This window comes from Enterobacter cloacae complex sp. 277I4 (assembly GCF_050031465.1).
GTDB lineage: Bacteria > Pseudomonadota > Gammaproteobacteria > Enterobacterales > Enterobacteriaceae > Enterobacter > Enterobacter cloacae.
This window is the reverse complement of record NZ_JBLGWC010000001.1, coordinates 2977529-3002531: the sequence shown is the minus strand read 5'-3', so window position 1 is coordinate 3002531 and position 25003 is coordinate 2977529. Positions and strand designations below refer to the sequence as shown.

Annotated in this window: 25 protein-coding genes; 15 read left to right on the top strand and 10 right to left on the bottom strand. The window is 55.6% G+C overall.

Annotated features, from left to right (window positions below):
* Nucleotides 1-10: 10 nt before the first annotated feature.
* The gene (locus ACQG19_RS14550; RefSeq protein ID WP_058678599.1) at nt 11-187 is read left to right on the top strand and encodes a YoaH family protein; all 177 of its coding nucleotides are present in this window, start codon (nt 11-13) and stop codon (nt 185-187) included.
* A gap of 5 nt (nt 188-192) precedes the next feature.
* Here ACQG19_RS14550 and ACQG19_RS14545 read toward each other — a convergent pair whose 3' ends face one another.
* Complete coding sequence (locus tag ACQG19_RS14545; protein ID WP_013096138.1) at nt 193-537, bottom strand: RidA family protein; 345 nt, start codon at nt 535-537, stop codon at nt 193-195.
* A 132-nt stretch (nt 538-669) separates the two neighbouring features.
* Between ACQG19_RS14545 and ACQG19_RS14540 the strand changes: the two genes are divergently transcribed.
* From ACQG19_RS14540 to rnd, 5 genes are all read left to right on the top strand, one after another.
* Nucleotides 670-2580: an ATP-dependent DNA helicase gene (locus ACQG19_RS14540; protein WP_013096139.1), complete on the top strand. Its 1911-nt coding sequence runs from the start codon at nt 670-672 to the stop codon at nt 2578-2580.
* Between the two features lie 66 nt (nt 2581-2646).
* Entirely contained in the window at nt 2647-3342 is a 696-nt protein-coding gene (gene tsaB / locus ACQG19_RS14535; RefSeq protein WP_013096140.1) for a tRNA (adenosine(37)-N6)-threonylcarbamoyltransferase complex dimerization subunit type 1 TsaB, read from the top strand.
* A 37-nt stretch (nt 3343-3379) separates the two neighbouring features.
* Entirely contained in the window at nt 3380-3961 is a 582-nt protein-coding gene (locus ACQG19_RS14530) for a Slp family lipoprotein (RefSeq protein WP_013096141.1), read from the top strand.
* Nucleotides 3962-4164: 203 nt separating this feature from the next.
* Entirely contained in the window at nt 4165-5850 is a 1686-nt protein-coding gene (fadD, locus tag ACQG19_RS14525; protein WP_072193822.1) for a long-chain-fatty-acid--CoA ligase FadD, read from the top strand.
* Nucleotides 5851-5921: 71 nt separating this feature from the next.
* Nucleotides 5922-7049: a ribonuclease D gene (gene rnd / locus ACQG19_RS14520; protein WP_164987592.1), complete on the top strand. Its 1128-nt coding sequence runs from the start codon at nt 5922-5924 to the stop codon at nt 7047-7049.
* Nucleotides 7050-7122: 73 nt separating this feature from the next.
* Here rnd and minE read toward each other — a convergent pair whose 3' ends face one another.
* Genes minE through minC form a run of 3 tightly spaced genes read right to left on the bottom strand, consistent with a single transcriptional unit; the run spans nt 7123 to nt 8939 of the window.
* The gene (gene minE / locus ACQG19_RS14515; RefSeq protein ID WP_008500504.1) at nt 7123-7392 is read right to left on the bottom strand and encodes a cell division topological specificity factor MinE; all 270 of its coding nucleotides are present in this window, start codon (nt 7390-7392) and stop codon (nt 7123-7125) included.
* 3 nt (nt 7393-7395) lie between these two features.
* A complete protein-coding gene (gene minD / locus ACQG19_RS14510) occupies nt 7396-8208 on the bottom strand; it encodes a septum site-determining protein MinD (RefSeq protein WP_013096144.1) in 813 nt (270 codons plus the stop codon).
* Nucleotides 8209-8231: 23 nt separating this feature from the next.
* Nucleotides 8232-8939 (bottom strand): septum site-determining protein MinC, encoded by a 708-nt coding sequence (gene minC, locus ACQG19_RS14505; RefSeq protein WP_129327377.1) that lies wholly within the window; start codon nt 8937-8939, stop codon nt 8232-8234.
* Between the two features lie 123 nt (nt 8940-9062).
* On the opposite strand from minC, the gene ACQG19_RS14500 reads away from it, so the two are divergent.
* From ACQG19_RS14500 to ACQG19_RS14490, 3 genes are all read left to right on the top strand, one after another.
* On the top strand, nt 9063-9338 hold the full coding sequence (locus tag ACQG19_RS14500; RefSeq protein WP_013096146.1) for a YcgL domain-containing protein: 276 nt from the start codon (nt 9063-9065) through the stop codon (nt 9336-9338).
* A 47-nt stretch (nt 9339-9385) separates the two neighbouring features.
* Nucleotides 9386-10045 carry a fumarylacetoacetate hydrolase family protein gene (locus ACQG19_RS14495; RefSeq protein ID WP_038984664.1) on the top strand — a complete coding sequence of 220 codons (660 nt, stop codon included), beginning with the start codon at nt 9386-9388 and terminating at the stop codon, nt 10043-10045.
* A gap of 92 nt (nt 10046-10137) precedes the next feature.
* Complete coding sequence (locus tag ACQG19_RS14490; RefSeq protein WP_014832353.1) at nt 10138-10578, top strand: YcgN family cysteine cluster protein; 441 nt, start codon at nt 10138-10140, stop codon at nt 10576-10578.
* Between the two features lie 121 nt (nt 10579-10699).
* Here ACQG19_RS14490 and dsbB read toward each other — a convergent pair whose 3' ends face one another.
* Nucleotides 10700-11230, bottom strand: coding sequence for a disulfide bond formation protein DsbB (dsbB, locus tag ACQG19_RS14485; RefSeq protein ID WP_028028084.1), 531 nt, complete (start codon nt 11228-11230; stop codon nt 10700-10702).
* 46 nt (nt 11231-11276) lie between these two features.
* A complete protein-coding gene (gene nhaB, locus ACQG19_RS14480) occupies nt 11277-12815 on the bottom strand; it encodes a Na(+)/H(+) antiporter NhaB (protein ID WP_246932666.1) in 1539 nt (512 codons plus the stop codon).
* Nucleotides 12816-13016: 201 nt separating this feature from the next.
* Between nhaB and fadR the strand changes: the two genes are divergently transcribed.
* Nucleotides 13017-13736, top strand: a complete 720-nt coding sequence (fadR, locus tag ACQG19_RS14475) for a fatty acid metabolism transcriptional regulator FadR (protein WP_013096152.1) — start codon at nt 13017-13019, stop codon at nt 13734-13736.
* A gap of 81 nt (nt 13737-13817) precedes the next feature.
* Here fadR and ACQG19_RS14470 read toward each other — a convergent pair whose 3' ends face one another.
* A complete protein-coding gene (locus ACQG19_RS14470) occupies nt 13818-15350 on the bottom strand; it encodes a SpoVR family protein (protein ID WP_149896324.1) in 1533 nt (510 codons plus the stop codon).
* Nucleotides 15351-15670: 320 nt separating this feature from the next.
* On the opposite strand from ACQG19_RS14470, the gene ACQG19_RS14465 reads away from it, so the two are divergent.
* Both ACQG19_RS14465 and dadX read left to right on the top strand, forming a co-directional pair.
* Nucleotides 15671-16969, top strand: coding sequence for a D-amino acid dehydrogenase (locus ACQG19_RS14465; protein WP_246932664.1), 1299 nt, complete (start codon nt 15671-15673; stop codon nt 16967-16969).
* A 9-nt stretch (nt 16970-16978) separates the two neighbouring features.
* Complete coding sequence (gene dadX / locus ACQG19_RS14460) at nt 16979-18049, top strand: catabolic alanine racemase DadX (protein WP_013096156.1); 1071 nt, start codon at nt 16979-16981, stop codon at nt 18047-18049.
* 47 nt (nt 18050-18096) lie between these two features.
* Here dadX and ACQG19_RS14455 read toward each other — a convergent pair whose 3' ends face one another.
* Both ACQG19_RS14455 and ldcA read right to left on the bottom strand, forming a co-directional pair.
* On the bottom strand, nt 18097-19830 hold the full coding sequence (locus ACQG19_RS14455; RefSeq protein ID WP_246932662.1) for a potassium/proton antiporter: 1734 nt from the start codon (nt 19828-19830) through the stop codon (nt 18097-18099).
* Between the two features lie 97 nt (nt 19831-19927).
* Nucleotides 19928-20842 (bottom strand): muramoyltetrapeptide carboxypeptidase, encoded by a 915-nt coding sequence (ldcA, locus tag ACQG19_RS14450; protein ID WP_013096158.1) that lies wholly within the window; start codon nt 20840-20842, stop codon nt 19928-19930.
* A 96-nt stretch (nt 20843-20938) separates the two neighbouring features.
* Between ldcA and emtA the strand changes: the two genes are divergently transcribed.
* Nucleotides 20939-21550, top strand: a complete 612-nt coding sequence (gene emtA, locus ACQG19_RS14445) for a membrane-bound lytic murein transglycosylase EmtA (protein ID WP_023621731.1) — start codon at nt 20939-20941, stop codon at nt 21548-21550.
* A 38-nt stretch (nt 21551-21588) separates the two neighbouring features.
* On the opposite strand, the gene ycgR is transcribed toward emtA, so the two are convergent.
* A complete protein-coding gene (ycgR, locus tag ACQG19_RS14440) occupies nt 21589-22320 on the bottom strand; it encodes a flagellar brake protein YcgR (protein WP_246932660.1) in 732 nt (243 codons plus the stop codon).
* A 206-nt stretch (nt 22321-22526) separates the two neighbouring features.
* Between ycgR and ACQG19_RS14435 the strand changes: the two genes are divergently transcribed.
* Entirely contained in the window at nt 22527-22781 is a 255-nt protein-coding gene (locus ACQG19_RS14435; protein WP_426725927.1) for a GlsB/YeaQ/YmgE family stress response membrane protein, read from the top strand.
* A gap of 113 nt (nt 22782-22894) precedes the next feature.
* A complete protein-coding gene (locus tag ACQG19_RS14430) occupies nt 22895-24997 on the top strand; it encodes a TonB-dependent siderophore receptor (protein ID WP_205919158.1) in 2103 nt (700 codons plus the stop codon).
* Nucleotides 24998-25003: the final 6 nt, after the last annotated feature.

Below are 25003 nucleotides of genomic sequence, written 5' to 3'. Positions count from 1 at the left end.
GGAGTTGACGATGTTTGCAGGTTTACCTTCTCTGAGCCACGAGCAACAGCAGAAAGCGGTTGAGCGGATCCAGGAGCTGATGTCCCAGGGGATGAGCAGCGGGCAGGCCATTTCTCAGGTGGCGGAAGAACTTCGCGCCACCCATACCGGCGAGCGGATCGTGGCGCGTTTCGAGGATGAAGAGTAACCGGCTTACACAGCCGCGATAATCTTAATCTCTACCTTGTATTCCGGCTTCATCAGCGTGGCCTGTACGGTACAACGTACAGGCGCGTGACCCGCCACCACCCACGCATCCCAGGCTTTGTTCATGGCCGCAAAATCGTCTTTATTCGCCAGGAAAATGGTGGCGTCCAGAATACGCGATTTGTCGCTTCCTTGCTTTTCCAGCACCGCATCGATCTGCGCCAGGGTGTCAGCTGTTTGTTCAAAGGCATCCGCATCCAGATTGGACGGCACGCCAGTGTAATAGAGCGTCTGGTTATGAATGACTACATCAGACCAGCGGGCTTCGGCATCAATGCGCACAATTGTCATAAACGTTTCCTCGTTACTTTCGTCATCAGGCGGCAAGACTGCCATATTGTTTCGCCGTCGTCACTATTTGGGGTGGCACAGGAGAGGATGGGCTGACATAATCCCTGTGCAAAAATACAGTGAGAGAACACCGTGGCAGACGATTTTTCCCCTGAAGGGCAGTTAGCACAGGCTATTCCCGGTTTTAAACCGCGTGAACCGCAGCGTCAGATGGCGCATGCCGTCGCTCGCGCCATCGATAAGGCACAGCCGCTGGTGGTCGAGGCCGGAACCGGCACGGGAAAAACCTACGCTTACCTTGCACCGGCGCTGCGTGCGAAAAAGAAGGTGATCATCTCTACCGGCTCGAAGGCGTTGCAGGATCAGCTCTACAGCCGTGATTTGCCGACGGTGGCAAAAGCGCTGAAATACAAAGGGCGGCTGGCATTGCTGAAAGGGCGCTCCAACTATCTCTGCCTGGAGCGTCTCGAACAGCAGGCGCTGGCGGGCGGCGACCTGCCGGTGCAGACCCTGAGTGATGTGATCATCCTTCGCGCCTGGGCTAACCAGACGGAAGAGGGGGATATCAGCACCTGCGCGAGCGTGGCGGAAGACTCTCCCGCCTGGCCGCTGGTGACCAGCACCAATGACAACTGCCTGGGCAGCGACTGCCCGCTGTATAAAGACTGTTTTGTGGTCAAAGCGCGTAAAACCGCGATGGATGCAGATGTGGTGGTGGTCAACCACCATCTGTTTCTCGCGGATATGGTGGTGAAAGACAGCGGTTTTGGCGAACTTATTCCTGAAGCGGAAGTGATGATCTTCGACGAAGCCCATCAGCTTCCGGATATCGCCAGCCAGTATTTCGGCCAGTCGCTCTCCAGCCGCCAGCTGCTGGATCTGGCGAAAGATTTCACCATTGCTTATCGCACTGAATTAAAAGATACCCAGCAGCTGCAAAAATGTGCCGATCGCCTCGCGCAAAGCGCGCAGGATTTTCGCCTGCAGCTTGGCGAGCCGGGTTACCGCGGCAATCTGCGCGAGCTGCTGGCGGACAATAATATCCAGCGCGCGCTACTGCTGCTAGATGACGCGCTGGAACTCTGTTACGACGTGGCGAAACTGTCGCTTGGCCGTTCTGCGCTGCTGGACGCCGCCTTCGAGCGCGCCACGCTCTATCGCGGGCGGCTGAAACGGCTGAAGGAGATCAACCAGCCGGGGTACAGCTACTGGTATGAATGCACCTCGCGTCATTTCACCCTGGCGCTTACGCCGCTGACGGTGGCAGACAAATTCAAAGAGGTGATGGCGCAAAAACCGGGGAGCTGGATATTTACCTCCGCGACCCTGTCGGTGAATGACGATCTGCACCACTTCACTGAGCGTCTCGGGATTGAACAGGCGGAATCACTGCTGCTGCCGAGCCCGTTTGATTATGAAAAACAGGCGCTGCTCTGCGTGCCGCGTAATCTGCCGTTACCCAACCAGCCCGGCGCCGCACGCCTGTTGGCAGCCATGCTGAAGCCGATGATTGAGGCCAACAATGGCCGCTGCTTTATGCTCTGCACCTCTCACGCCATGATGCGCGACCTGGCAGAACAGTTCCGCGCCACCATGACCTTGCCGGTGCTGCTGCAGGGGGAAACCAGCAAAGGGCAACTGTTACAGCAGTTTGTCAGTGCCGGGAATGCGCTTCTGGTGGCAACCAGCAGCTTCTGGGAAGGTGTGGACGTGCGGGGCGATACCCTGTCGCTGGTCATTATCGATAAACTGCCTTTTACCTCGCCGGACGATCCGCTGCTCAAAGCGCGAATGGAAGACTGCCGTCTGCGCGGGGGCGATCCTTTCGACGAGGTACAGCTGCCGGACGCGGTGATCACCCTTAAGCAGGGGGTAGGACGACTGATCCGCGACGTGGACGACCGCGGCGTGCTCGTAATCTGTGATAACCGGCTGGTGATGCGCCCCTACGGTGCGACCTTCCTCGCCAGCCTGCCGCCCGCGCCGCGTACGCGGGACATTAAACGCGCGGTTCGCTTCCTGGCCAACCCAACGGCGGAGTAATTTGCCCGGGAGTGTGCTAAGATGCGCGCCATTTTGTGACTGACCATTGCGAGAGCGCGACGACTGATGCGAATTCTGGCTATTGATACCGCTACAGAGGCGTGTTCCGTTGCTCTGTGGAACGACGGTGCTATTTCTGCTCATTTCGAAGAGTGCCCACGAGAACACACCCAACGTATTCTGCCCCTGGTGAAAGCGATTTTGACCCAGGGCAACACCACCTTAACCGACCTCGATGCGCTGGCCTTTGGCCGTGGCCCCGGCAGCTTTACGGGTGTACGCATTGGGATCGGTATTGCGCAGGGGCTGGCGCTGGGCGCTGACCTGCCGATGATCGGTGTTTCCACCCTGGCGACGATGGCGCAGGGCGCGTGGCGTATGACCGGTGCTACCCGTGTGCTGGCAGCGATTGATGCCCGCATGGGCGAAGTTTACTGGGCTGAATACACCCGCGACGAGCAGGGCGTGTGGCACGGCGAAGAGACGGAAGCGGTGCTCAAGCCGGAAGCGGTAACCGAACGGTTGCAGAACCTCTCCGGTGAATGGGCGACGGTAGGGACCGGTTGGGCGGCATGGCCTGACATGGCAAACGGTACCGGCGTAACGCTGGTGGACGGCAACATGCTTCTGCCTGCCGCAGAGGATATGCTTCCTCTGGCCTGCCAGCTGCTCGCAGCAGGAAAAACCGTGGCTGTTGAACATGCCGAGCCGGTTTATTTGCGAAACACCGTCGCGTGGAAGAAACTTCCAGGCCGCGAGTGAATCTCAGTAACAGGAACTGAGAAAAAGGAGTCGCATCATGGCGGTTCAGACTAAAGTAGTACGCCTAATTATGGCAGGCGCTGTGGCCATAGCACTGAGCGGATGCGTTTCCGTTCCTGATGCGATTAAGGGCAGTAGCCCTACGCCACAGCAGGATCTGGTTCGCGTGATGAATGCCCCTGAGCTTTACGTCGGTCAGGAAGCGCGCTTCGGCGGGAAGGTGATTGAGGTGCAAAACCAGCAGGGGAAAACCCGGCTGGAGATCGCCACCGTGCCACTGGATAGCGGCGCGCGGCCGATCCTCGGCGAAACCTCGCGTGGGCGCATTTTTGCCGATGTCAGCGGCTTCCTCGACCCGGTTGATTTCCGTGGACAGCTGGTGACCGTCGTCGGGCCGATTACCGGCACGACACAGGGCAAAATCGGCACAACGCCTTACAAATTTATGACCATGCAGGTTAACGGCTACAAACGCTGGCGGCTGACACAGCAGGTGATCATGCCGCCTCAGCCTGTCGATCCGTGGATGTGGGGCCCACACCCGTATCGTTACGGCTACCCCGGCTGGGGCTGGTATAACCCAGGCCCGGCGCAGGTACAGACGATCGTTACTGAGTAACTTACTGTTATTGTTAGAAAAGAGACAGCGGCTCAGCCGCTGTCTCTGTTTTTTTACGGCTAAAACGAAAAAAAAGAGTGACGCGCTTCGCAACCTTAAATTTGGGCAATTAATAAACTGGTACGCTGAGTTAATATAATGTTAACAAACTGTTTATTATCGGGGTTGTGATGACGACGAACACTCAATTCAGAGGTGATGCATTGAACAAGGTTTGGCTTAACCGTTATCCCGCAGATGTGCCTGCGGAGATCAATCCTGACCGTTATCAATCCCTGGTTGAATTATTTGAACACTCGGTAAGGCGTTACGCCGATCAGCCCGCGTTTATCAATATGGGCGAGGTGATGACGTTCCGTAAGCTTGAGGAGCGGAGTCGGGCGTTCGCGGCCTATTTGCAGGAAGGGCTGGGGCTGCAAAAAGGGGATCGCGTCGCGCTGATGATGCCGAACCTGCTGCAATACCCGGTCGCGTTGTTTGGTATCCTGCGGGCCGGGATGATTGTCGTCAACGTCAACCCGCTCTACACCCCACGTGAGCTGGAGCATCAGCTGAACGACAGCGGCGCGACCGCAATTGTGATCGTCTCCAACTTTGCCCACACGCTGGAGAAAGTGGTCGACAGAACCCAGGTTAAACACGTCATCCTGACGCGCATGGGGGATCAGCTCTCCACCGCCAAGGGCACACTGGTTAACTTTGTCGTCAAATACATCAAACGTCTGGTACCGAAATACCATCTGCCGGATGCCATCTCCTTCCGCCGCGCGTTGCATGCCGGTTATCGTATGCAATACGTCAAACCGGAAGTGGTGTCAGAGGATCTTGCGTTCCTGCAGTACACCGGTGGCACTACCGGCGTGGCCAAAGGCGCCATGCTGACTCACCGCAATATGCTGGCGAACCTTGAGCAGGTGAATGCGACCTACGGGCCGCTGCTGCATCCGGGCAAAGAGGTGGTCATCACCGCGCTTCCGCTTTATCACATTTTTGCGCTGACCATGAACTGCCTGCTGTTTATTGAGCTGGGCGGTCAGAACGTGCTGATCACCAACCCACGCGACATTCCGGGGCTGGTTAAAGAGCTGGCGAAATACCCGTTCACCGCCATGACCGGGGTCAATACCCTGTTTAACGCGCTGCTTAATAACAAAGAGTTCCAGCAGCTTGATTTCTCCACGCTGCACCTCTCTGCGGGCGGCGGAATGCCGGTTCAGCAGGCGGTGGCCGAGCGCTGGGTGAAACTCACCGGCCAGTATTTACTCGAAGGCTATGGCCTGACCGAATGCGCCCCGCTGGTCAGCGTCAATCCGCATGATATCGACTACCACAGCGGCAGTATCGGCCTGCCCGTACCGTCGACGGAAGCCAAACTGGTGGATGATGACGACAACGAAGTTGCACCGGGCGAGCCGGGTGAACTGTGCGTTAAAGGGCCACAGGTGATGCTGGGCTACTGGCAGCGTCCTGATGCCACCGACGAAATCATCAAAGACGGCTGGCTTCACACCGGTGATATCGCGGTGATGGACGAAGAGGGCTTCCTGCGCATTGTCGATCGTAAGAAAGACATGATCCTCGTCTCCGGATTTAACGTCTATCCGAATGAGATCGAAGATGTGGTGATGCAGCATAGCGGCGTGCTTGAAGTTGCCGCGGTTGGCGTACCTTCCGGCAGCAGCGGCGAGGCAGTGAAGATTTTTGTGGTGAAGAAAAACGCCTCTCTTACCGAAGAGGAGCTCATCACGTTCTGCCGCCGTCAGCTCACCGGCTATAAAGTGCCGAAGCTGGTGGAGTTCCGCGATGAGCTGCCGAAATCGAACGTCGGGAAGATATTACGACGAGAATTACGTGACGAAGCCCGTGCCAAAGTGGACAATAAGGCCTGAGCTTCACGCTAATCGCCCAGACGCCGGTTTAGCCGGCGTTTTTTATGGGCGCAAACAAAAGAGAAACCGTTTTGAATTACCAGATGATCACGACCAACGACGAGCTGGCTTCGCTGTGCGAAGTGACGCGCGACTTTCCTGCCATCGCCCTGGATACCGAGTTTGTCCGTACCCGGACGTATTATCCGCAGTTGGGTTTGATTCAGATGTACGACGGCAAACACGTGTCGCTGATTGACCCGCTCGGCATTACCGACTGGACGCCGATGCGTGACCTGCTGCTTGATACTGCGGTCACCAAATACCTGCACGCAGGCAGTGAAGATCTGGAAGTCTTTCTGAATACGTTTGGCATCATGCCGCAGCCGCTGATTGACACGCAGATCCTCGCCGCGTTCAGCAATCGTCCGCTTTCATGGGGCTTTGCCGCCATGGTTGAGGAGTACACCGGCCTGACCCTGGATAAAAGTGAATCCCGTACCGACTGGCTGGCGCGCCCGCTCACAGAGCGTCAGCTGGACTACGCTGCGGCAGATGTGTTTTACCTGCTGCCGATTGCCGGACAACTGATGAAAGAGGCAGAAGTCTCCGGCTGGCTGCCTGCTGCACTGGATGAGTGCCGCATGACGCAGCAGCGTCGCCAGGAAATCGCTGACCCGAAAGAGGCCTGGCGCGATATCAGCAACGCGTGGCAGCTGCGTACGCGTCAGTTGGCCTGTCTGCAATTATTAGCCGACTGGCGCCTGCGTAAAGCGCGCGAACGCGATTTGGCCGTTAACTTTGTGGTACGCGAAGAGCATCTGTGGGCGGTCGCACGCTATATGCCAGGCAGCATGGGCGAGCTGGACAGCATTGGGCTTTCAGGCAGCGAAATCCGTTTTCACGGAAAAACGCTGCTCGCGCTGGTGGCCAAAGCGCAGCAGATACCGGATGACGCACTGCCAGAGCCGCTGCTGAATCTGATGGATATGCCGGGCTATCGTAAAGCGTTTAAAGATATTAAAGCGCTGGTGCAGGCTGTGGCGGCAGAAAGCAAACTGAGTGCGGAATTGCTGGCATCACGTCGTCAGATAAACCAGCTTTTGAACTGGCACTGGAAGCTGAAACCGCAGAATGGCTTACCGGAAATGATGGCGGGCTGGCGCGGGGAATTGATGGCCGATCGCCTGAATACGTTGCTGGAAGGGTATCCACGATGATCAATATGCCGGGCGATATACCCGGCATATTCCCCCGGTGGCGCTGCGCTTACCGGGGCTACGAAATCAAAAACTACGGACGCGACTCTTCCGCTTCCGGGAGCGTAACGTTCAGCTCCAGAATCGAAATATCCCCGTCTTTTTGCTCCAGCTGCACGGTGACCATCTCCGGGTCAATCTGCACATATTTGCAGATCACTTCCAGGATGTCCTTGCGCAGTTGCGGCAGGTAGTGAGGCTCGGCGTCGCTACGACGACGCTCCGCAACAATGATTTGCAGTCGTTCTTTTGCGATGTTGGCGGTGTTCTTTTTCCGCGAGAGAAAAAAGTCCAGTAATGCCATAACTTATCCTCCGAACAGGCGTTTGAGGAAACCTTTCTTCTCTTCTTCAATGAAGCGGAAAGGACGTTCTTCTCCCAGCAGACGGTCAACCGTATCCGCATATGCTTTACCGGCATCTGCTGTTGTATCAAGGATCACTGGCTCGCCCTGGTTAGAGGCGCGCAGCACGGACTGGTCTTCCGGGATGACGCCCACCAGTTTAATGCGCAGGATCTCCAGCACGTCTTCCATGCTCAGCATGTCACCTTTGTTTACGCGGCCCGGGTTATAGCGGGTCAGCAGCAGGTGCTCTTTAATCGGGTCTTCGCCATTTTCCGCACGGCGGGATTTGGATGCGAGGATCCCGAGAATGCGGTCAGAGTCACGGACGGATGACACTTCAGGGTTCGTGGTGATGATCGCTTCATCAGCGAAGTAGAGCGCCATCAGGGCACCGGTTTCGATACCGGCAGGGGAGTCACAGACAATGAAGTCGAACTCCATTTTTTTCAGCTCATCGAGCACCTTTTCAACCCCTTCGCGGGTCAGGGCGTCTTTGTCACGCGTCTGAGAGGCCGGGAGGATATAAAGGTTCTCGGTGCGCTTGTCTTTAATCAGCGCCTGGTTAAGGGTGGCATCGCCCTGAATCACGTTTACGAAGTCATACACGACGCGACGTTCACAACCCATAATCAGGTCGAGGTTACGCAGACCGATATCGAAATCGATAACGACGGTTTTCTTTCCCTTCTGGGCCAAACCAGTAGCGATGGCCGCGCTGGAGGTGGTCTTGCCAACGCCTCCTTTACCCGAAGTAACAACAATAATGCGTGCCATAGAAATTCCTTGTTAAAAAGGGATCAATTCAACGGTTGAACGGTCAACGCGTCGTCTGCCAGTCGCAGACGAGCCGCTTTGCCATAAAATTCGGCTGGGATCTTGTCGCTCAGCCAATATTCACCTGCGATGGACACCAGTTCCGCAGTCAGGTGAGTACAAAATATTTGTGCGTCCCGATCGCCACTCGCCCCGGCGAGTGCACGCCCACGCATCATACCGTAAACGTGAATATTGCCATCTGCAATCAGCTCAGCGCCAGCGCTGACGTGGCTTGTAACAATTAGATCACAGTTTGGTGCATAAATGCGCTGTCCGGAACGAACCGGGACATCAATCATTCGCGTTTTTGTGAGGGCGGTAACGTTTTGTACCGCAGGTGGGGGCGTTTCAACGGCAACGGGGGCCGCACGTGGGGCTTTTTCTTTGCCCTCGTTCAGAAGAGGCAGTCCCGCACGGTCGATTTCCGCTTTCAGCTCAGCATCTTTGCAGCCGCTGATGCCCACAATGCGCAAACCGGTAGAGGAGACGGCCTGCTGGAGTTGTTTCCAGTTAACCGGGGATTCCAGACCGCTGACATTGATAACAACAGGGGCGTGTTTCAGAAAGGCGGGAGCCTGAGCGATTTTGTCTTCTAACGCCTGACGAATAACCTCGGGTTTTGCATCATGCAAATGTACCACTGATAAGGTGAAGCTACTGCCTTTAAGCTCGATGGGCGTGTTTGACATCCTGGCCTTACTCAATTTGCTATTAACCGCAACCACTCGCTGCGATATTCCGAAGAGTATCAGGCATGTTATAGTCAGGAGTATATTGAGGCAAGCAACCACCTATGAATTCAGAGTAAAAACATGTTTTGTGTGATCTACAGAAGTACAAGCCGCGACCAGACCTATCTTTATGTCGAAAAGAAAGACGATTTTTCCCGCGTGCCAGAAGAATTAATGAAGAGCTTTGGCCGACCTCAGCTGGCGATGCTGCTGCCGCTCGACGGTCGTAAGAAACTGGTTAACGCCGATCTGGAAAAAGTTAAAACGGCCTTAACGGAGCAAGGCTATTATTTACAGCTTCCGCCACCTCCCGAGAATTTATTAAAACAGCATCTTGAGGCGACCGGTAAAAAATAGCCTCACCTGTTTTCGGGCATAACACATCAACCGTTTAGGGGTCGACCATGTATCAACATCATAACTGGCAAGGTGCATTACTGGATTATCCCGTCAGCAAAGTGGTTTGCGTGGGCAGCAATTATGCCAAACACATTCAGGAAATGGGCAGCGCGACGCCAGAAGAGCCGGTGCTGTTCATTAAGCCGGAAACCGCGCTTTGCGATATCCGCCAGCCGCTGGCACTGCCGCAGGGACTGGGTTCAGTGCATCATGAAGTGGAGCTGGCGGTGCTGATTGGCGCGACGCTACGCCAGGCCTCCGAAGAGCATGTGCAAAAAGCTATTGCCGGTTACGGCGTGGCGCTGGATCTGACGCTGCGTGAGGTACAGGGCAAGCTGAAGAAAGCAGGGCAGCCGTGGGAAAAAGCCAAAGGCTTTGATAATGCCTGCCCGATCTCGGGTTTTGTTCCGGTCGGCGAATTTACCGGCGATCCACAGAACACGTCCCTCAGCCTGAAAGTGAACGGTGAGATCCGCCAGCAGGGCACCACGGCAGATATGATCCATAAGATCGTGCCGCTGATTGCCTATATGAGCCGCTTCTTTACCCTTAAGCCGGGTGATGTGATCCTGACCGGTACGCCAGAAGGTGTCGGACCTCTTAACGGTGGAGACGAACTGGACGTGAGCTTTAACGGCCTGTCACTGAAAACCCGCGTGCTGTAAACGCATTTTGCCGCCCCTCAGGGCGGCAAAACTTGCATCAACGTGCCAGACTCGTTATAAGGTGCGCTTTCTTTTGACGTGTGGACATCCTGATGAACGACATCCCTTTCTGGCAACGCAAAACTCTCGACGAAATGACTGACGTGGAGTGGGAGTCGTTATGTGACGGCTGCGGGCAGTGCTGCCTGCATAAGCTCATGGATGAAGACACTGATGAAATCTATTTCACCAACGTTGCCTGTAAGCAGTTAAACATCAAAACCTGCCAGTGCCGCAACTACGAGCGCCGCTTCGAGTTCGAGCCGGACTGCATTAAACTCACCCGTGAGAACCTGCCGACGTTTGAATGGCTGCCGCATACCTGCGCGTATCGCCTGCTGGCGGAAGGGAAGGATCTGCCGACATGGCACCCCTTGCTGACCGGCTCTAAAGCGGCCATGCACGGCGAGCGTATCTCTGTGCGTCACATCGCGGTGAAAGAGTCCGAGGTGCGGGACTGGGAAGACCACATTATGAATCACCCGACCCGGTGATAAATAAAAACCCGCCGAGGCGGGTTTTTATTGGGGTGCGGCCTGATGCCCTCACCCCAACCTTCTCCCACGGGAGAGGGCGCAAAAACTAAAAACGGCAACTATCGTTGCCGTTTTGCTTTTACCTTCCGAACAGATCGCGCTTCTTCGGCTTAAACGGCTGAGCAATCAGCACCAGCAGCGCCACGACGAAGTAGGCCACAAAAATGCCCACCAGCCACTGCGGCATCTCCAGCGACAGGAATTCCCACTGACGTACAGAGCAGTCACCGGAAGCGACAAACACCTGCGGCAGCCATTTATCCAGCGGCAACCAGCTCGGGAAGCGGGCAGCGAAATCACAGGTCATGAACGGCGACGGGTGCAGTTGCATCATGGTGTGCTGCCAGGAAAGCTCAATCCCTTTCCAGGCGCTGTACAGCCAGACCGCGATAGCGACGTAACGGAGCGGTGTTTTAGGTGCAATCGCACCCAACAGACCCGCGCCCATGACGCCAAACAGCGCGCAGCGCTCGTAGATACAGAGCACGCAGGGTTTGAGTCCCATCACATGCTGGAACCACAGCGCGACCATTTCCAGCGCAAAGGCGGTCAGGGCCATTAACAACCATGCTCCGCGACCGCGGGAGCACTGGTTTAAAAATCTCAACATAATCATTTCCCTGGAACATGCTTAGAAAGCGCAGTGTAAACGAATTTTAATGCGCCGCAAGTATACCCGCTTGTATCAGCCATTGCGTACAGGGAATGAGGGTAATTTTGACGCAAAGCAATCCCACAATGGTGAGCACCAGCGTATAGGGCAGCGCCATCCAGACCATCTTTCCATAAGAAAGACGTATGAGTGGCGCGAGGGCCGAGGTCAGCAGGAACAGGAAAGCGGCCTGTCCGTTTGGCGTCGCCACCGACGGCAGATTGGTGCCGGTATTAATGGCAACCGCCAGCAGCTCGAACTGCCCGGCGTTGATAATGCCTTCTTCCATCGCCGCTTTGGCTTCATTGATGTAGACCGTGCCGACAAAAACGTTATCGGAGATGGACGACAGCAGGCCGTTGAAGAGATAGAAGAGCGACAGTTGCGCGTCGGGCGCCGCCTGCAGTACAAAAGTAATAATCGGGGCGAACAGGTGTTGGTCGATAATCACCGCCACCACCGCAAAGAAGACCGCCAGCAGCGCGGTAAACGGCAGGGCTTCGGTAAAGGCTTTACCGATAGCATGTTCATCCGTTACCCCGCTAAAGGTCGTCGCAAGAATAATAACCGAAAGACCAATCAGCCCGACTTCGGCAAGATGGAAAGCCAGCGCGACGATAAGCCAGATACCGATGATCCCCTGCGCAATCAGACGCAGCGTCTCCTGGCGCGTGCGCTGCGTACGGTTCTGCTCGTCAAATTTATGCAGCTCTTTGCGAACTGGCTCAGGCAACTGCGCACCGTAGCCGAAAACGTTGAATTTCTCGACCAGGATACAGGTCGCTAACCCGCAGACGAACACGGGCAGGCTGACCGGTGCCATGCGCAGGAAAAACTCGCCAAAATGCCACTCAGCCGCTTTGGCGATGATCAGGTTTTGCGGCTCACCTACCATGGTCATCACGCCACCTAATGCGGTACCGACGCCCGCGTGCATCATCAGGCTGCGCAGAAACGCGCGGAACTGTTCCAGCACCTCACGGTTATGCGCCTCGACGTGGCTGTCGTCCTGCAAATCCTCGCCCGGACGGGACGATGCCACGCGGTGATAAATGCCGTAAAACCCGACGGCAACGCTGATGACCACCGCCACGACGGTTAGTGCATCCAGGAAGGCCGAAAGGAATGCGGCAGCAAGGCAGAACGCCAGCGACAGCATCGTTTTAGACGGAATGCTAAGCAACAGGCGGGTGAAGATAAACAGCAGCAGCTGTTTCATAAAGTAGATACCGGCCACCATGAAGATCAGCAGCAGAAGCACTTCAAGGTTGGATGCCAGCTCGGCTTTGACATGTTCTGCGCTCGTCATACCGATAACCACGGCTTCAAAAGCCAGCAAACCACCCGGCAGCAGGGGATAACATTTCAGCGCCACGGCCAGGGTGAAGATAAACTCCGCCACCAGCAGCCACCCGGCGACGAACGGAGCGATACTAAAAATAATGGGATTAACAACCAGGAAAACCAGAAGTATCAGTTTGTACCAGTCAGGAGACTGGCCTAAAAAATTGCGCCACAGCGCGCGCCCAAAAGAAATTTCCACAACAGACGTCCTTCCCCGTCAGGTAAAACAAAACATCAGTATACGCAAAAAATGCGTGGCGGAGGCGGATAAGCGTGTATTGTAAATTTCACGAAAATAAAACAGCGATCCCTCTTTTCTCTCTTTCACGCGCTACCTGCCACAGCATGCCTCTGGTATGATGAGTGCAATTTGCAAAAGCTGTGTAATGGAAATCTCACTATGGTCATTAAGGCGCAGAGCCCGGCGGGTTTCGCGGAAGAGTACATCATTGAAAGCATCTGGAATAATCGCTTCCCTGCGGGATCCATTCTTCCGGCTGAACGCGAACTCTCTGAACTGATTGGCGTCACTCGCACCACGCTGCGTGAAGTGCTCCAGCGACTGGCGCGCGATGGCTGGTTGACGATCCAGCACGGTAAGCCAACGAAAGTAAACAACTTCTGGGAAACTTCCGGGCTGAACATTCTTGAAACGCTGGCGCGCCTCGATCACGAAAGCGTGCCACAGCTGATTGATAATCTGCTCTCGGTGCGTACCAACATTGCGACAATCTTTATTCGTACCGCTTTTCGTCAGCATCCGGAAGACGCGCTGCAGGTGCTTGCCAGCGCGAACGAAGTGGAAGATCACGCGGATGCCTTTGCCACGCTCGATTACAACGTTTTCCGCGGACTGGCGTTTGCCTCCGGTAACCCGGTGTACGGTCTGATCCTGAACGGCATGAAAGGGCTGTATACCCGTATCGGTCGCCACTACTTTGCCAACCCTGAGGCGCGCAGCCTGGCGCTGGGCTTCTACCATAAGCTCAGCAAGCTCTGTACTGAAGGCCTGCACGATCAGGTGTATGAAACGGTGCGCCGCTACGGCCACGATTCCGGTGAAATCTGGCACCGGATGCAGAAAACTCTGCCGGGTGATTTAGCCATTCAGGGCCGCTGAAATAAAAAACCTCTCAAGTGAGAGGTTTTTTTCGCCCGGTGGCGCTTCGCTTACCGGGCCTACAAAACCCGGCAAAAACCATTACAACGTATTCAACCGCGCCGGGCAACGATCCAGCAGCTCCACGCTGCCATCTTCATTCTGCTGCTCCAGTAGCACATCAAAGCCCCACAGGCGATGCACATGCTTCAGCACCTCTTTGCGTCCTTTATCCAGCGGCGCCCGGTTGTGCGGAATATAGCGCAGCGTCAGGGAGCGATCGCCGCGTAAATCCACGTTCCATACCTGAATGTTGGGTTCAAGGTTGCTCAGGTTGTACTGGGAGGAGAGGCGAGAGCGGATCTCTCGGTAACCTTCCTCGTTATGGATCGCCGAAATCTCCAGGTAGTTATTGCGGTCGTCATCCAGCACGGTGAAGAAGCGGAAATCACGCATGATCTTCGGCGACATAAACTGGCTGATGAAGCTCTCATCCTTAAAGTCACGCATCGCGAAATGCAGCGTTTCCAGCCAGTCAGAGCCGGCGATATCCGGGAACCAGTATTTATCTTCTTCCGTTGGCGACTGGCAGATGCGTTTAATGTCCTGGAACATCGCAAAGCCGAGTGCGTACGGGTTAATGCCGCTATACCACGGGCTGTTGTAAGGCGGCTGGAACACCACGTTTGTATGGCTGTGCAGGAACTCCATCATGAACCGCTCGGTGACTTTCCCTTCGTCGTATAGATGGTTAAGGATGGTGTAATGCCAGAAGGTGGCCCAGCCTTCGTTCATCACCTGGGTCTGTTTCTGCGGATAGAAATACTGGCTGACCTTACGCACGATGCGCAGGATCTCACGCTGCCACGGCTCCAGCAGCGGCGCGTTTTTCTCCATAAAATAGAGCAGGTTTTCCTGCGGCTCAGACGGGTAGCGACGCGCTTCGGCAACCGCTTTCTCTTCTTCACGTTTCGGCAGGGTGCGCCACAGCATATTCACCTGGCTTTGCAGATACTCTTCGCGGCTTTTCTGCCGCGCTTTCTCCTCCTGGAGGGAGATTTTCTGTGGACGTTTGTAACGATCAACGCCGTAGTTCATCAGCGCGTGACAGGAGTCGAGCAGTTTCTCCACTTCGTCCACGCCGTAGCGCTCTTCGCAGTCGGTAATGTACTTACGCGCGAAGATCAGGTAATCGACAATCGAGCTGGCATCCGTCCAGCTGCGGAACAGGTAGTTATTCTTGAAGAACGAGTTATGCCCGTAGCAGGCATGCGCCATCACCAGCGCCTGCATGGTAATGGTGTTCTCTTCCATCAGGTAGGCGATACACGGATTGGAGTTGATCACGATCTCATACGCCAGCCCCTGCTGGCCGTGCTTATATAAGCGCTCCGTTTCAATGAATTTTTTACCAAACGACCAGTGCGGATAATTGATCGGCATCCCGACGCTGGAGTAGGCGTCCATCATCTGCTCGGACGTAATGACTTCAATCTGATGGGGATAAGTATCCAGACGATACAGTTTTGCCACCCGGTCGATTTCGGCGAGATAGACATCCAGCAACTCGAAGGTCCAGTCGGGTCCATCGCTCAGACGTGTGCTGTCCTTATTCAGGGAATCAATAGTAGCCATTAGCGCGCCCTCGTTGTGGGAGCTCTCTCTGTCTGGAGAGCCTCCTGATAAGCATAGATCACCGTGTTAAAAAGCGTGCTGGAGCAGAAATTTTTTCTTTGCGATTTCCCGTTTTTGATGCGGCAAAAAAAGCGTTCTTCACAGAATTTTATACTGGTTAAAAATAACGCGCAGCAGGAGATCCCAAATTCGCCTCATCCCCTGATGGTGGGGGATGTGTGAGGTAAGTCACCATAAAAAAGTCGTATGTTGAATAATATTTTCAACTAGGTTATCAATCTGTAATTAGAAGATTGTTCTTTTGCACATATGGAGTGGCTATGCGTGTTGTCATACTGGGAAGTGGTGTCGTTGGCGTAACCAGCGCCTGGTATTTAAGTCAGGCGGGACATGACGTGACCGTTATCGATCGTGAGTCAGGGCCTGCGCTGGAAACCAGTGCGGCGAACGCCGGACAGATCTCTCCGGGCTATGCCGCGCCGTGGGCGGCACCCGGCGTTCCGCTGAAGGCAATTAAGTGGATGTTCCAGCGCCATGCGCCCCTGGCCATCAGCCTCGACGGCACACAGTTCCAGCTGAAGTGGATGTGGCAGATGCTGCGCAACTGCGACACCCGGCACTACATGGAAAACAAAGGTCGGATGGTGCGTCTGGCGGAATACAGCCGTGACTGCCTGAAAGCACTGCGCGCCTCCACCGGTATTGAGTACGAAGGTAGCCAGGGCGGCACGCTGCAACTGTTCCGCACGGCGCAACAGTATGAAAACGCCACCCGTGATATTGCCGTGCTGGAAGATGCGGGCGTACCGTATCAACTGCTCGAAGCCAGCCAGCTTGGGCAGGTTGAACCGGCGCTGGCAGAAGTGTCGCACAAGCTGACGGGCGGCCTGCGTTTGCCGAATGATGAAACTGGCGACTGCCAGCTGTTTACGCAGCGTCTCGCGCAGATGTGCGAGCAGGCGGGAGTAAAATTCCGCTTTAATACCGCGGTCGACAAAATGCTGTCTGAAGGCGGCAGTATCTACGGCGTGAAGTGTGGCGATGAAGTCATTAAAGCGGATGCCTACGTCATGGCGTTTGGCTCCTATTCCACCGCGATGCTGAAGGGCATTCTCGACATTCCGGTTTACCCGCTGAAGGGCTACTCCCTGACCATTCCGGTAAAAGAGGATAGCGGTGCGCCAGTTTCCACCATTCTGGATGAAACCTACAAAATCGCCATTACCCGCTTTGATAACCGCATCCGCGTTGGCGGGATGGCGGAGATTGTCGGCTTTAACACCGAGCTGCTGAAGCCGCGCCGTGAAACGCTGGAGATGGTGGTGGGCGACCTGTTCCCGCGTGGCGGTTTTGTCGAGCAGGCAACCTTCTGGACCGGGCTGCGTCCAATGACGCCAGACGGCACGCCAATTGTTGGCCGTACGCCGTTCAAAAACCTGTGGACCAATACCGGCCACGGTACGCTTGGCTGGACAATGGCCTGCGGCTCTGGCCAGCTGCTTAGCGATTTGATATCCGGGCGCACGCCGGCAATTCCGTTTGACGATTTAAGTGCCGCACGCTATCAATCGGGGTTTACCCCTTCGCGTCCACAGCACCTGCACGGCGCGCATAACTAAGGAGTTGTCATGTCCCGTCCTGTTCTGGCTCAGCTCGATTTGCAGGCCCTGAAGGATAATCTGCAAATTGTTCGCCGGGCGGCGCCAGGTTCACGCGTCTGGTCGGTGGTGAAAGCCAATGCCTACGGCCACGGTATCGATCGTATCTGGAGTGCGCTCAGCGCCACCGACGGTTTTGCGTTACTGAATCTGGAAGAGGCCATTCTGCTGCGCGAGCGCGGCTGGAAAGGGCCCATTCTGTTGCTTGAGGGGTTCTTCCACGCCGACGATCTGCCGCTGCTGGATAAGTACCGGCTGACCACCAGCGTTCACAGCAACTGGCAAATTAAAGCGATTCAGGATGCAAAACTGCATGCACCGCTGGATATTTATCTCAAGGTGAATAGCGGTATGAACCGCCTGGGCTTCCAGCCTGAGCGGGTCCATACGGTATGGCAACAGCTGCGCGCCCTGAAGAACGTGGGCGAAATGACGCTGATGGCGCATTTTGCCGATGCGGAAAAACCGGACGGTATTGCCGATGCGATGGTGCGCATTGAGCAGGCGGCAGAAGGGCTGGATTGCCCACGTTCGCTCTCCAACTCAGCGGCCACGCTGTGGCATCCTGAGGCGCATTATAACTGGGTGCGTCCTGGCATTGTCCTTTATGGCGCCTCTCCCTCAGGCCAGTGGCAGGATATCGCCAACAGTGGCCTTAAGCCGGTGATGACCCTGCGCAGCGAAATCATCGGTGTGCAGACGCTGAAGGCCGGCGACACGGTGGGCTATGGCAGCCGTTACCGGGCGACAGGCGAGCAACGGATTGGTATTGTGGCGGGCGGTTATGCTGACGGCTACCCGCGTATCGCGCCGAGCGGCACGCCAGTCTGGGTAGACGGGGTGCGTACGGGAACGGTGGGCACCGTCTCCATGGATATGCTGGCCGTTGATCTCACGCCATGTCCGCAGGCGGGCATTGGTTCCCCGGTCGAGCTGTGGGGTAACGAAGTCAAAATTGATGACGTGGCTGCCGCGGCGGGGACGGTAGGGTATGAACTGATGTGCGCGCTAGCCCCAAGAGTGCCGGTTGTGACGGTGTAACGTGTCTGTGTGCCGGGTAAGCGTTAGCGCCACCCGGCAAAAAACCACTACTCCACGTCCTCTTCCATCGGCCGCAAACCGACTTTCCGCACTGCGTTATCTTCTTTCTCTGCTACGGTCCAGATCATCCCGGCAAACTCCACCTGGTCACCCACAACCGGGGCCGCACCAAGGCGCTGCTGGATGATTTCGCCCAGCGTTTGCTGGTTATCGTCGCCTTCAGCACCTTCATCCAGCCCATAAATCAGGGCCACATCCGCAAACCTGGCGCTGGCTTCCAGAATAAAATCGCCGAAGAAACGCTGATCCAGCGCCACCGGAGGCGACTGGCTGAACAGTTTACCCAGGGCGGGCAGGTCCCGCTCGCGGCCAATCACACACAGAATATCGCCTTCGCGTAGCCGGGTGCTGCCGGTTGGGTGCAGCAGGACATTATCGCGGAACAGGGCGGCAATTCGCGTTTCCGCAGGCATGTGCAAATCGCGCAGCGATGCCCCCACGCACCATTTATCGGCGCTGAGTTGGTAAACAAATTGTTCCCACGGGTTTTCCGGGTGAATATCCAGCCCCACGCGGGAAACCGGCCAGCCCACAGGAGGAACCACCACTTTGGCTTTTTTCGCCGCCCACCCGAGCGAGGTTCCCTGGAACAGCAGCGAGATCAGCACCACGAAGAAGGCGACGTTAAAGAACAGCCGCGCGTTGTCCAGACCGGCCATCATCGGGAAGACGGCCAGGATAATCGGCACCGCGCCGCGCAGCCCCACCCAGCTGATAAAGATGCGTTCGCGCAGGTTGAAGCCGCGAAACGGCAGCAGACCGGCAAACACCGACAGGGGACGGGCGAAGAAGATCATCCACGCCGATAAAATCAGCGCCGGAACGGCAATCGGCAACAGGTCTGACGGCGTCACCAGCAGGCCCAGCACGAGGAACATCCCGATTTGCGCCAGCCAGGCCAGCCCGTCGAAGTTCTGCAAAATGGCGTGACGGTTGCGAATAGGGCGATTGCCCAGCAGGAAGCCGCAAAGATAAACCGCGAGGATCCCGCTGCCGTTCAGCGCAGTGGTGACGGCAAAAATCAGAATGCCGCCGCTCAGGGCAAGCAGCGGGTAGAGCCCCGAAGGCAGCGATATCCGGTTGATCGTCTGCTGAAGCAGGTAACCCCCGGCCAGGCCGAGCGCAATCCCCAGGCCGAACTGCTGCAGGATATGCAGGACAAACATCCAGCTTAAGCCTGTTTCATGCTGCTGGATCATCTCTATCAGCGTGATGGTGAGAAATACCGCCATCGGATCGTTACTGCCGGATTCAATCTCAAGCGTGGAGCCGACGCGTTCGTTCAACCCTTTGCCCCCCAGCAGGGAAAACACCGCCGCCGCGTCGGTTGAGCCGACAATCGCGCCAATCAGTAAACCTTCCATCAGATCGAGATGGAACAGCCACGCCGCCATCATGCCGGTCAGACCGGAGGTAATTAACACCCCGACCGTCGCCAGCGACAGGGCAGGCCCCAGCGCCACGCGAAATGAGCTCGCCTGGGTGCGCATCCCGCCGTCGAGCAGGATCACCGCCAGCGCAAGGTTACTGATCATGTAAGCGAAAGGGTAGTTATCGAAAGGAATACCGCCGATACCATCGACACCCGCCAGCATGCCGATGGCAAGGAAAATAACAAGAATAGGTATGCCGAGACGCGATGAAAATGAACTTAATAAAATACTACAGGTTACGAGCACAGAACCCAGAATGAAAAGACTGATTATCGCTGTGGCATCCAATGTTGTCTTACTCCCACCTCAATGTTAATGCTGTTACTAAAACCCTAACATATTAACGACGGAAACAGCGGTTTATTGAGGGGGATTAACGGCTTTTTTATGCCTTTAAGACCGGATGACCCCCAATCGTTAACCGACTGCCCGTTTCATCATGCTTCAGGATGGCCTGCGCGCCTAACGCCAGGGTGACGGTTTGCTGCTCGTGGCCGAAGTCCAGCCCGGTAATAACAGGAATATCAAGGCGTGAGCGGATGAAATCGACCATCGTTTCCAGCGAGTATCCTGCGTCATAGTCATTCGGTGCGGCACCGGTAAAACTGCCAAGAATAACCGCGGATTGACGTTCCAGAATACCGGCGTAATACAGCTGCAATAACATGCGCTCGACGCGGAACGGATGTTCATTGATATCTTCCAGCACCAGAATGCCGCCGTCAATTTGCGGCAGCCATGGCGTTCCAATGAGCGACACCAGCATTGCCAGATTTCCGCCCCAGAGTTGTCCTTCACACGACCAGTGCGGCCCGTTGCCCTGCCACTCAACGCTGTAGGTCGGGTTTTTCAGGGCGCGCCAGAAGTGTTCCACCGTAAATGGGTCAAGCTCGGGTGCCCCGAAATTACCGGCCAGCATCGGGCCGCTGAAGGTCACCACGTTATGCAGCGCGAGCAGCCCGAGCTGGATTACGGTAAAGTCGCTGTGGCCGCAGATAAGCAGCGGATCCTGCTGCTGACGCTTTGCCAGCCCTTGCCAGTCAATACTCTCCAGCAACCGGCTCGCACCATAGCCGCCGCGCACCGCCAGCACGATATTGTTCTCACCCTGCAGGTTCACCAGGCTGTTGATATCATTCAGCCTTTGCGCTTCCGTACCGGCAAAACGCTGCTGGCGGCGGGGGATAATTGTCTGATTTTCTACCGGGTAACCGAGTTCCAGTAAGCGCTCAACGCCCCGCTGTGCCGCCTCCTGGTTGATGCAGTACCCGGACGGCGCGATAAGATGAAACTGAGACATGGCAATTCCTTGCTGAATGAGAATCTAATTGTCTATATCATGCCGCTTATACGTTGCCTGCTTCAAGGGCGATGACCGGCTATAAGGATAGATGACGTGAAATTGAGATGGTTTGCTTTTTTGATTGTGTTGCTGGCTGGCTGTAGTTCAAAACATGACTATCAAAACCCGGCATGGAACCCGGAAGTGCCTGTAAAACGGGCCATGCAGTGGATGCCGATCAGTGAACAGGCAGGCAAGGCCTGGGGCGTCAGCCCGCGACTGATCACGGCGATCATTGCCGTGGAATCCGGCGGTAACCCAACGCTTGTCAGCAAATCTAACGCCGTGGGGCTGATGCAGCTTAAGGCCTCAACCGCAGGGAGAGAGGTCTACCGCTATATGGGCTGGCGTGGTCAGCCGTCAACCAGCGAGCTGAAAAACCCGGAACGCAACATCTCCATGGGCACGGCCTATTTGAGCATTCTGGAACACGGCGTGCTGAAGGGAATCGAGGATCCTGAAGTGATGCAGTATGCGCTGGTGGTCTCTTACGTGAACGGCGCGGGTGCGCTGCTCAGGACGTTCTCATCGGACCGTAAAGAGGCGATAGAAGAGATCAACGACATGGACAAAGACGAGTTCTTTGAACACGTGGTGAAAAATCATCCGGCACCACAGGCTCCGCGTTATATCTGGAAAGTTCAGAAAGCGATGGATGCCATGTAATGCCGTTGTCGGGCGGCCTGTGTGCTGCCCGGCTCCTGTCACAACACTTTATTCGCCCGCTCCCGCGCCTCTCGCTCCAGAGAATAGATAATCCGCTGCAGTTCACGCTCTGCGCCCGGCCCGACGTTCAGGAAGCGGAAGCTCAGACGCGGCGTGACGATCGTTTCATTTTTGCTGTCGACCACCTTACGCTCGCTGATGGCGATCAACTGCGCATCAAAGTAAAAACGCCCCCAGCCTCTCATATCCAGTTCGATTTGGGTAAATCGCATGCCTTCTACCAGTCCGTCAGGCTTTGGCGTATCCATCAGCGCACCCATGCCGCCCAGGGAGAGGTCAAAAAGGCGAAAGCGGATCTCTTTTTTGTCCGGCATTTTGGCCTTACCAAAATAGGCAGGATGAAGCGGGGCACTGATACGAAAATATTCACGGCGCTGAACAAACCAGAGGTTGGCCGGCAGCGGGGTGACAAACGCCGGAAGACCACCGTATTCGCTCAACTCCAGGCGCGGCAGGACAAACTCCACTTTTGCGCCGTGCGTTTCTGCCATCACCGAGATTTTCTCCGCCCGCAGCGCGGCGCGGTTTTCATGCTCCTGGCTGCCCAGGTCAATGACCAGCCTCTCTGCAGAAGCATCCAGGATCTTGCTGATGAATTGATTGTTTGACCAGCTGATGCGCAGCGGCACCTCGCCTTTTTGCAGGTCGCGCAATACCCCTAATACAGCCAGCGGATTTTGCTTCAGGAACTGCTCACTGTAATTACTCACGCCGGATGGCTCCTTGATAAATGACAGACTGTCTCTGCGTTATCGGCAGCGTGAAACGAAACTTAATACAAACCGGTGAGTTTTTTTCGCAGTACAGAGAAGTTAAGTCGGTGAGATGAAATCGGTTTTACCGTGATGACCTATACTTACGTTACCTGCGCGGAAGGTTTTCTGCGCATGCGTTAAACCTGCAAGAGGGCATCGCTATGGGTATTATCGCGTGGATCATCTTTGGTCTTATTGCCGGGGCTATCGCTAAACTCATCATGCCGGGAAATGATGGCGGCGGCTTTATATTGACCTGTGTTCTTGGGGTTGTTGGTGCGGTTGTCGGCGGCTGGCTGGCGACCATGTTTGGCTTTGGGGGCGACATCAATGGATTCGACCTGCACAGTTTCCTTGTGGCTGTGGTGGGCGCCATTGTTGTCCTGGGCATATTCAGGTTGCTCCGACGGGCATAGATGACACAAAACGGCTCTCGCGACAGGGCCGTTTTTTTTGTCGTGATATTGATTTGCTAATCGAAATGATAATAATTGTCGTTCCTAGTTACATATAATCACAAGACGACATTATGAACACCTCACGTTTTGCAGTATGCGCGTTGGCAGGAGCCGTGACGCTGGCATTACAGGCACAGGCATTTGCTGAAGAATCCACCATTCTTGTCACCGGCTCTGAGCAGGGCAGCGTTCTCCCCGCATGGACAAACAGCGCAACCAAATCGGCCGTTGCCGAAAGTAAAACGCCGCAGGTGATCGATACCGTCTCTGCGCAGCAGATCGCGCAACGCCATGCCAACTCCGTGAACGAAATCCTGCGCTATGTTCCGGGCGTTTCGACAGAGCTGCGTGGCAATACCACCTACATGAGCGAATATAAAATCCGTGGTTTTTCCGTTGACCAGGAGTTCTACAACGGACTGCAACTGCCGTATAACGTCACCGGAAATACCAAAGCGCGCATCGATCCACTGCTGATTGAAAGCGTTGATATCCTCAAAGGGCCATCTTCTGTGCTCTACGGCGGTGGCTCCCCGGGGGGGCTGGTAAATATTCAGGGTAAAAAGCCACAAAAAACCGCCCATACCGAGTTGGGTTTCAACACCGGCAATCGCAATCTGAAGGAGGGTTATCTCGACTCGACCGGACAAATTGCCGACAGCGACTGGAACTACCGACTGCTGGGCAAAGCCACGGAAAATGACGATCAGCCCCATACCACGCGCTATGAAAATTATCTGGTTGCCCCGTCCGTGACCTGGGAGCCGGACAGCAAAACGCGTCTTACGGTTGATGCACTGGCGCAAAACTCCCCGAGCCTGTCTCCATCCAACCCGTTGCCGCTTGCTTATCTGCGCTCGAAATATGCCGACCGCCGGGATTATGCCGGGGATGAGTGGAGCGGTTTCAAACAGCGTCAGTGGATGCTGGGCTACAGCTTTGAACATGAGTTTGACAGTGGCTGGGGCTTTAACCAGAAAGCACGGTACTTTGATGTCGACACCCACCAGCGCAGCGTTTATGCCACGGGGACGGGGAGCGCGGTCTACCAGCTTAACCGGTTTGCTTACACCACGGATGAAGATCTGAAGAGCTTCAACATCGATAATCAGGTAACCAAAACCGTGGCGCTGGGAGAGTGGAAACACCACCTGTTGGCCGGGTTTGACTATCAAAAGATGGACTCTCACTTCTACTACCGTTATGCCTCAACAACGCCTGGCATCGATATGCGAAATCCTGACTATTCGCAGATCAATGAACGCGATCTCGGGTTGTATACGGGGCAAAAAAATCGTCTGAGCTATCAGCAAAACGGCTATTACCTGCAGGATCAGGTGGAGTTTGGCGGTTTAAATCTGCTGGCCAGCCTGCGTTATGACGATTACCGCTCGGTAACCACCAATTATATGCAGAATGGCGACAAGGCGTGGGTCTCGCAGGACCGCGTGACCAAACGCCTGGGCGCGCTTTACGCGTTTGAGAATGGGCTGTCACCGTTCATCAGCTACTCCGAAGGGTTTGCCCCGGTGTCGCCGCAGGGAACGCTCACGGCTAAAGAGGTGAAGCCAACCACCAGCAAGCAGGTGGAAGGCGGGGTGAAATACCTGCTGGCGGATTACGCCACAACCTTTACCGCCTCGGTATTTAATATCCGTCAGAAAAATGTCGTCACCTCCGATCCGGGCTTCCTGAATTACAGCCAGACCGGAGAAGTGGAATCTAAAGGGGCTGAGCTCTCAATCGTCAGCCGCCCAGCAGATAACGTGACCCTGATTGCCAACTATGCCTACACCCATCTGATCAATACCGAAGATGACAAATACCAGGGCAAACGGCCAACGCAGGTGCCGGAGAACGCGTTCAACCTGTGGGGGGATTACACCTTTGACAACACGCCGCTGAGAGGGCTGATGCTGGGGGCAGGGGCGCGCTACACCGGACCCATGGAAATTTCACCGAACAACGATGCGGGCAAACTGGGCGGCACCATGCAGTACGATCTGGCGGCCTCCTATCGTATGGGGGAAATCCTGCCGTCGCTGGAGGGATTGACGCTGAAAGCCAGCGCGCAAAACATCACCAACAAAGAGACGCTGACCTGCTACGACGCGACAAACTGCTGGATTGGGCGTGACCGGACGTATCAGTTGGGGGCGAGCTACAGCTTCTGATTATCG

Coding starts and splice junctions, on each gene's coding strand:
- ACQG19_RS14545 (WP_013096138.1), bottom strand. CDS start 537: ATGACAATTGTGCGCATTGATGCCGAAGCCCGCTGGTCTGATGTAGTC.
- tsaB (WP_013096140.1), top strand. CDS start 2,647: ATGCGAATTCTGGCTATTGATACCGCTACAGAGGCGTGTTCCGTTGCT.
- ACQG19_RS14495 (WP_038984664.1), top strand. CDS start 9,386: ATGTATCAACATCATAACTGGCAAGGTGCATTACTGGATTATCCCGTC.
- ldcA (WP_013096158.1), bottom strand. CDS start 20,842: ATGTCTCAGTTTCATCTTATCGCGCCGTCCGGGTACTGCATCAACCAG.
- fadR (WP_013096152.1), top strand. CDS start 13,017: ATGGTCATTAAGGCGCAGAGCCCGGCGGGTTTCGCGGAAGAGTACATC.
- dadX (WP_013096156.1), top strand. CDS start 16,979: ATGTCCCGTCCTGTTCTGGCTCAGCTCGATTTGCAGGCCCTGAAGGAT.
- minD (WP_013096144.1), bottom strand. CDS start 8,208: ATGGCACGCATTATTGTTGTTACTTCGGGTAAAGGAGGCGTTGGCAAG.
- ACQG19_RS14530 (WP_013096141.1), top strand. CDS start 3,380: ATGGCGGTTCAGACTAAAGTAGTACGCCTAATTATGGCAGGCGCTGTG.
- ACQG19_RS14470 (WP_149896324.1), bottom strand. CDS start 15,350: ATGGCTACTATTGATTCCCTGAATAAGGACAGCACACGTCTGAGCGAT.
- ACQG19_RS14500 (WP_013096146.1), top strand. CDS start 9,063: ATGTTTTGTGTGATCTACAGAAGTACAAGCCGCGACCAGACCTATCTT.
- minC (WP_129327377.1), bottom strand. CDS start 8,939: ATGTCAAACACGCCCATCGAGCTTAAAGGCAGTAGCTTCACCTTATCA.
- dsbB (WP_028028084.1), bottom strand. CDS start 11,230: ATGTTGAGATTTTTAAACCAGTGCTCCCGCGGTCGCGGAGCATGGTTG.
- ACQG19_RS14430 (WP_205919158.1), top strand. CDS start 22,895: ATGAACACCTCACGTTTTGCAGTATGCGCGTTGGCAGGAGCCGTGACG.
- ACQG19_RS14465 (WP_246932664.1), top strand. CDS start 15,671: ATGCGTGTTGTCATACTGGGAAGTGGTGTCGTTGGCGTAACCAGCGCC.
- minE (WP_008500504.1), bottom strand. CDS start 7,392: ATGGCATTACTGGACTTTTTTCTCTCGCGGAAAAAGAACACCGCCAAC.
- ACQG19_RS14490 (WP_014832353.1), top strand. CDS start 10,138: ATGAACGACATCCCTTTCTGGCAACGCAAAACTCTCGACGAAATGACT.
- ACQG19_RS14435 (WP_426725927.1), top strand. CDS start 22,527: ATGGGTATTATCGCGTGGATCATCTTTGGTCTTATTGCCGGGGCTATC.
- ACQG19_RS14550 (WP_058678599.1), top strand. CDS start 11: ATGTTTGCAGGTTTACCTTCTCTGAGCCACGAGCAACAGCAGAAAGCG.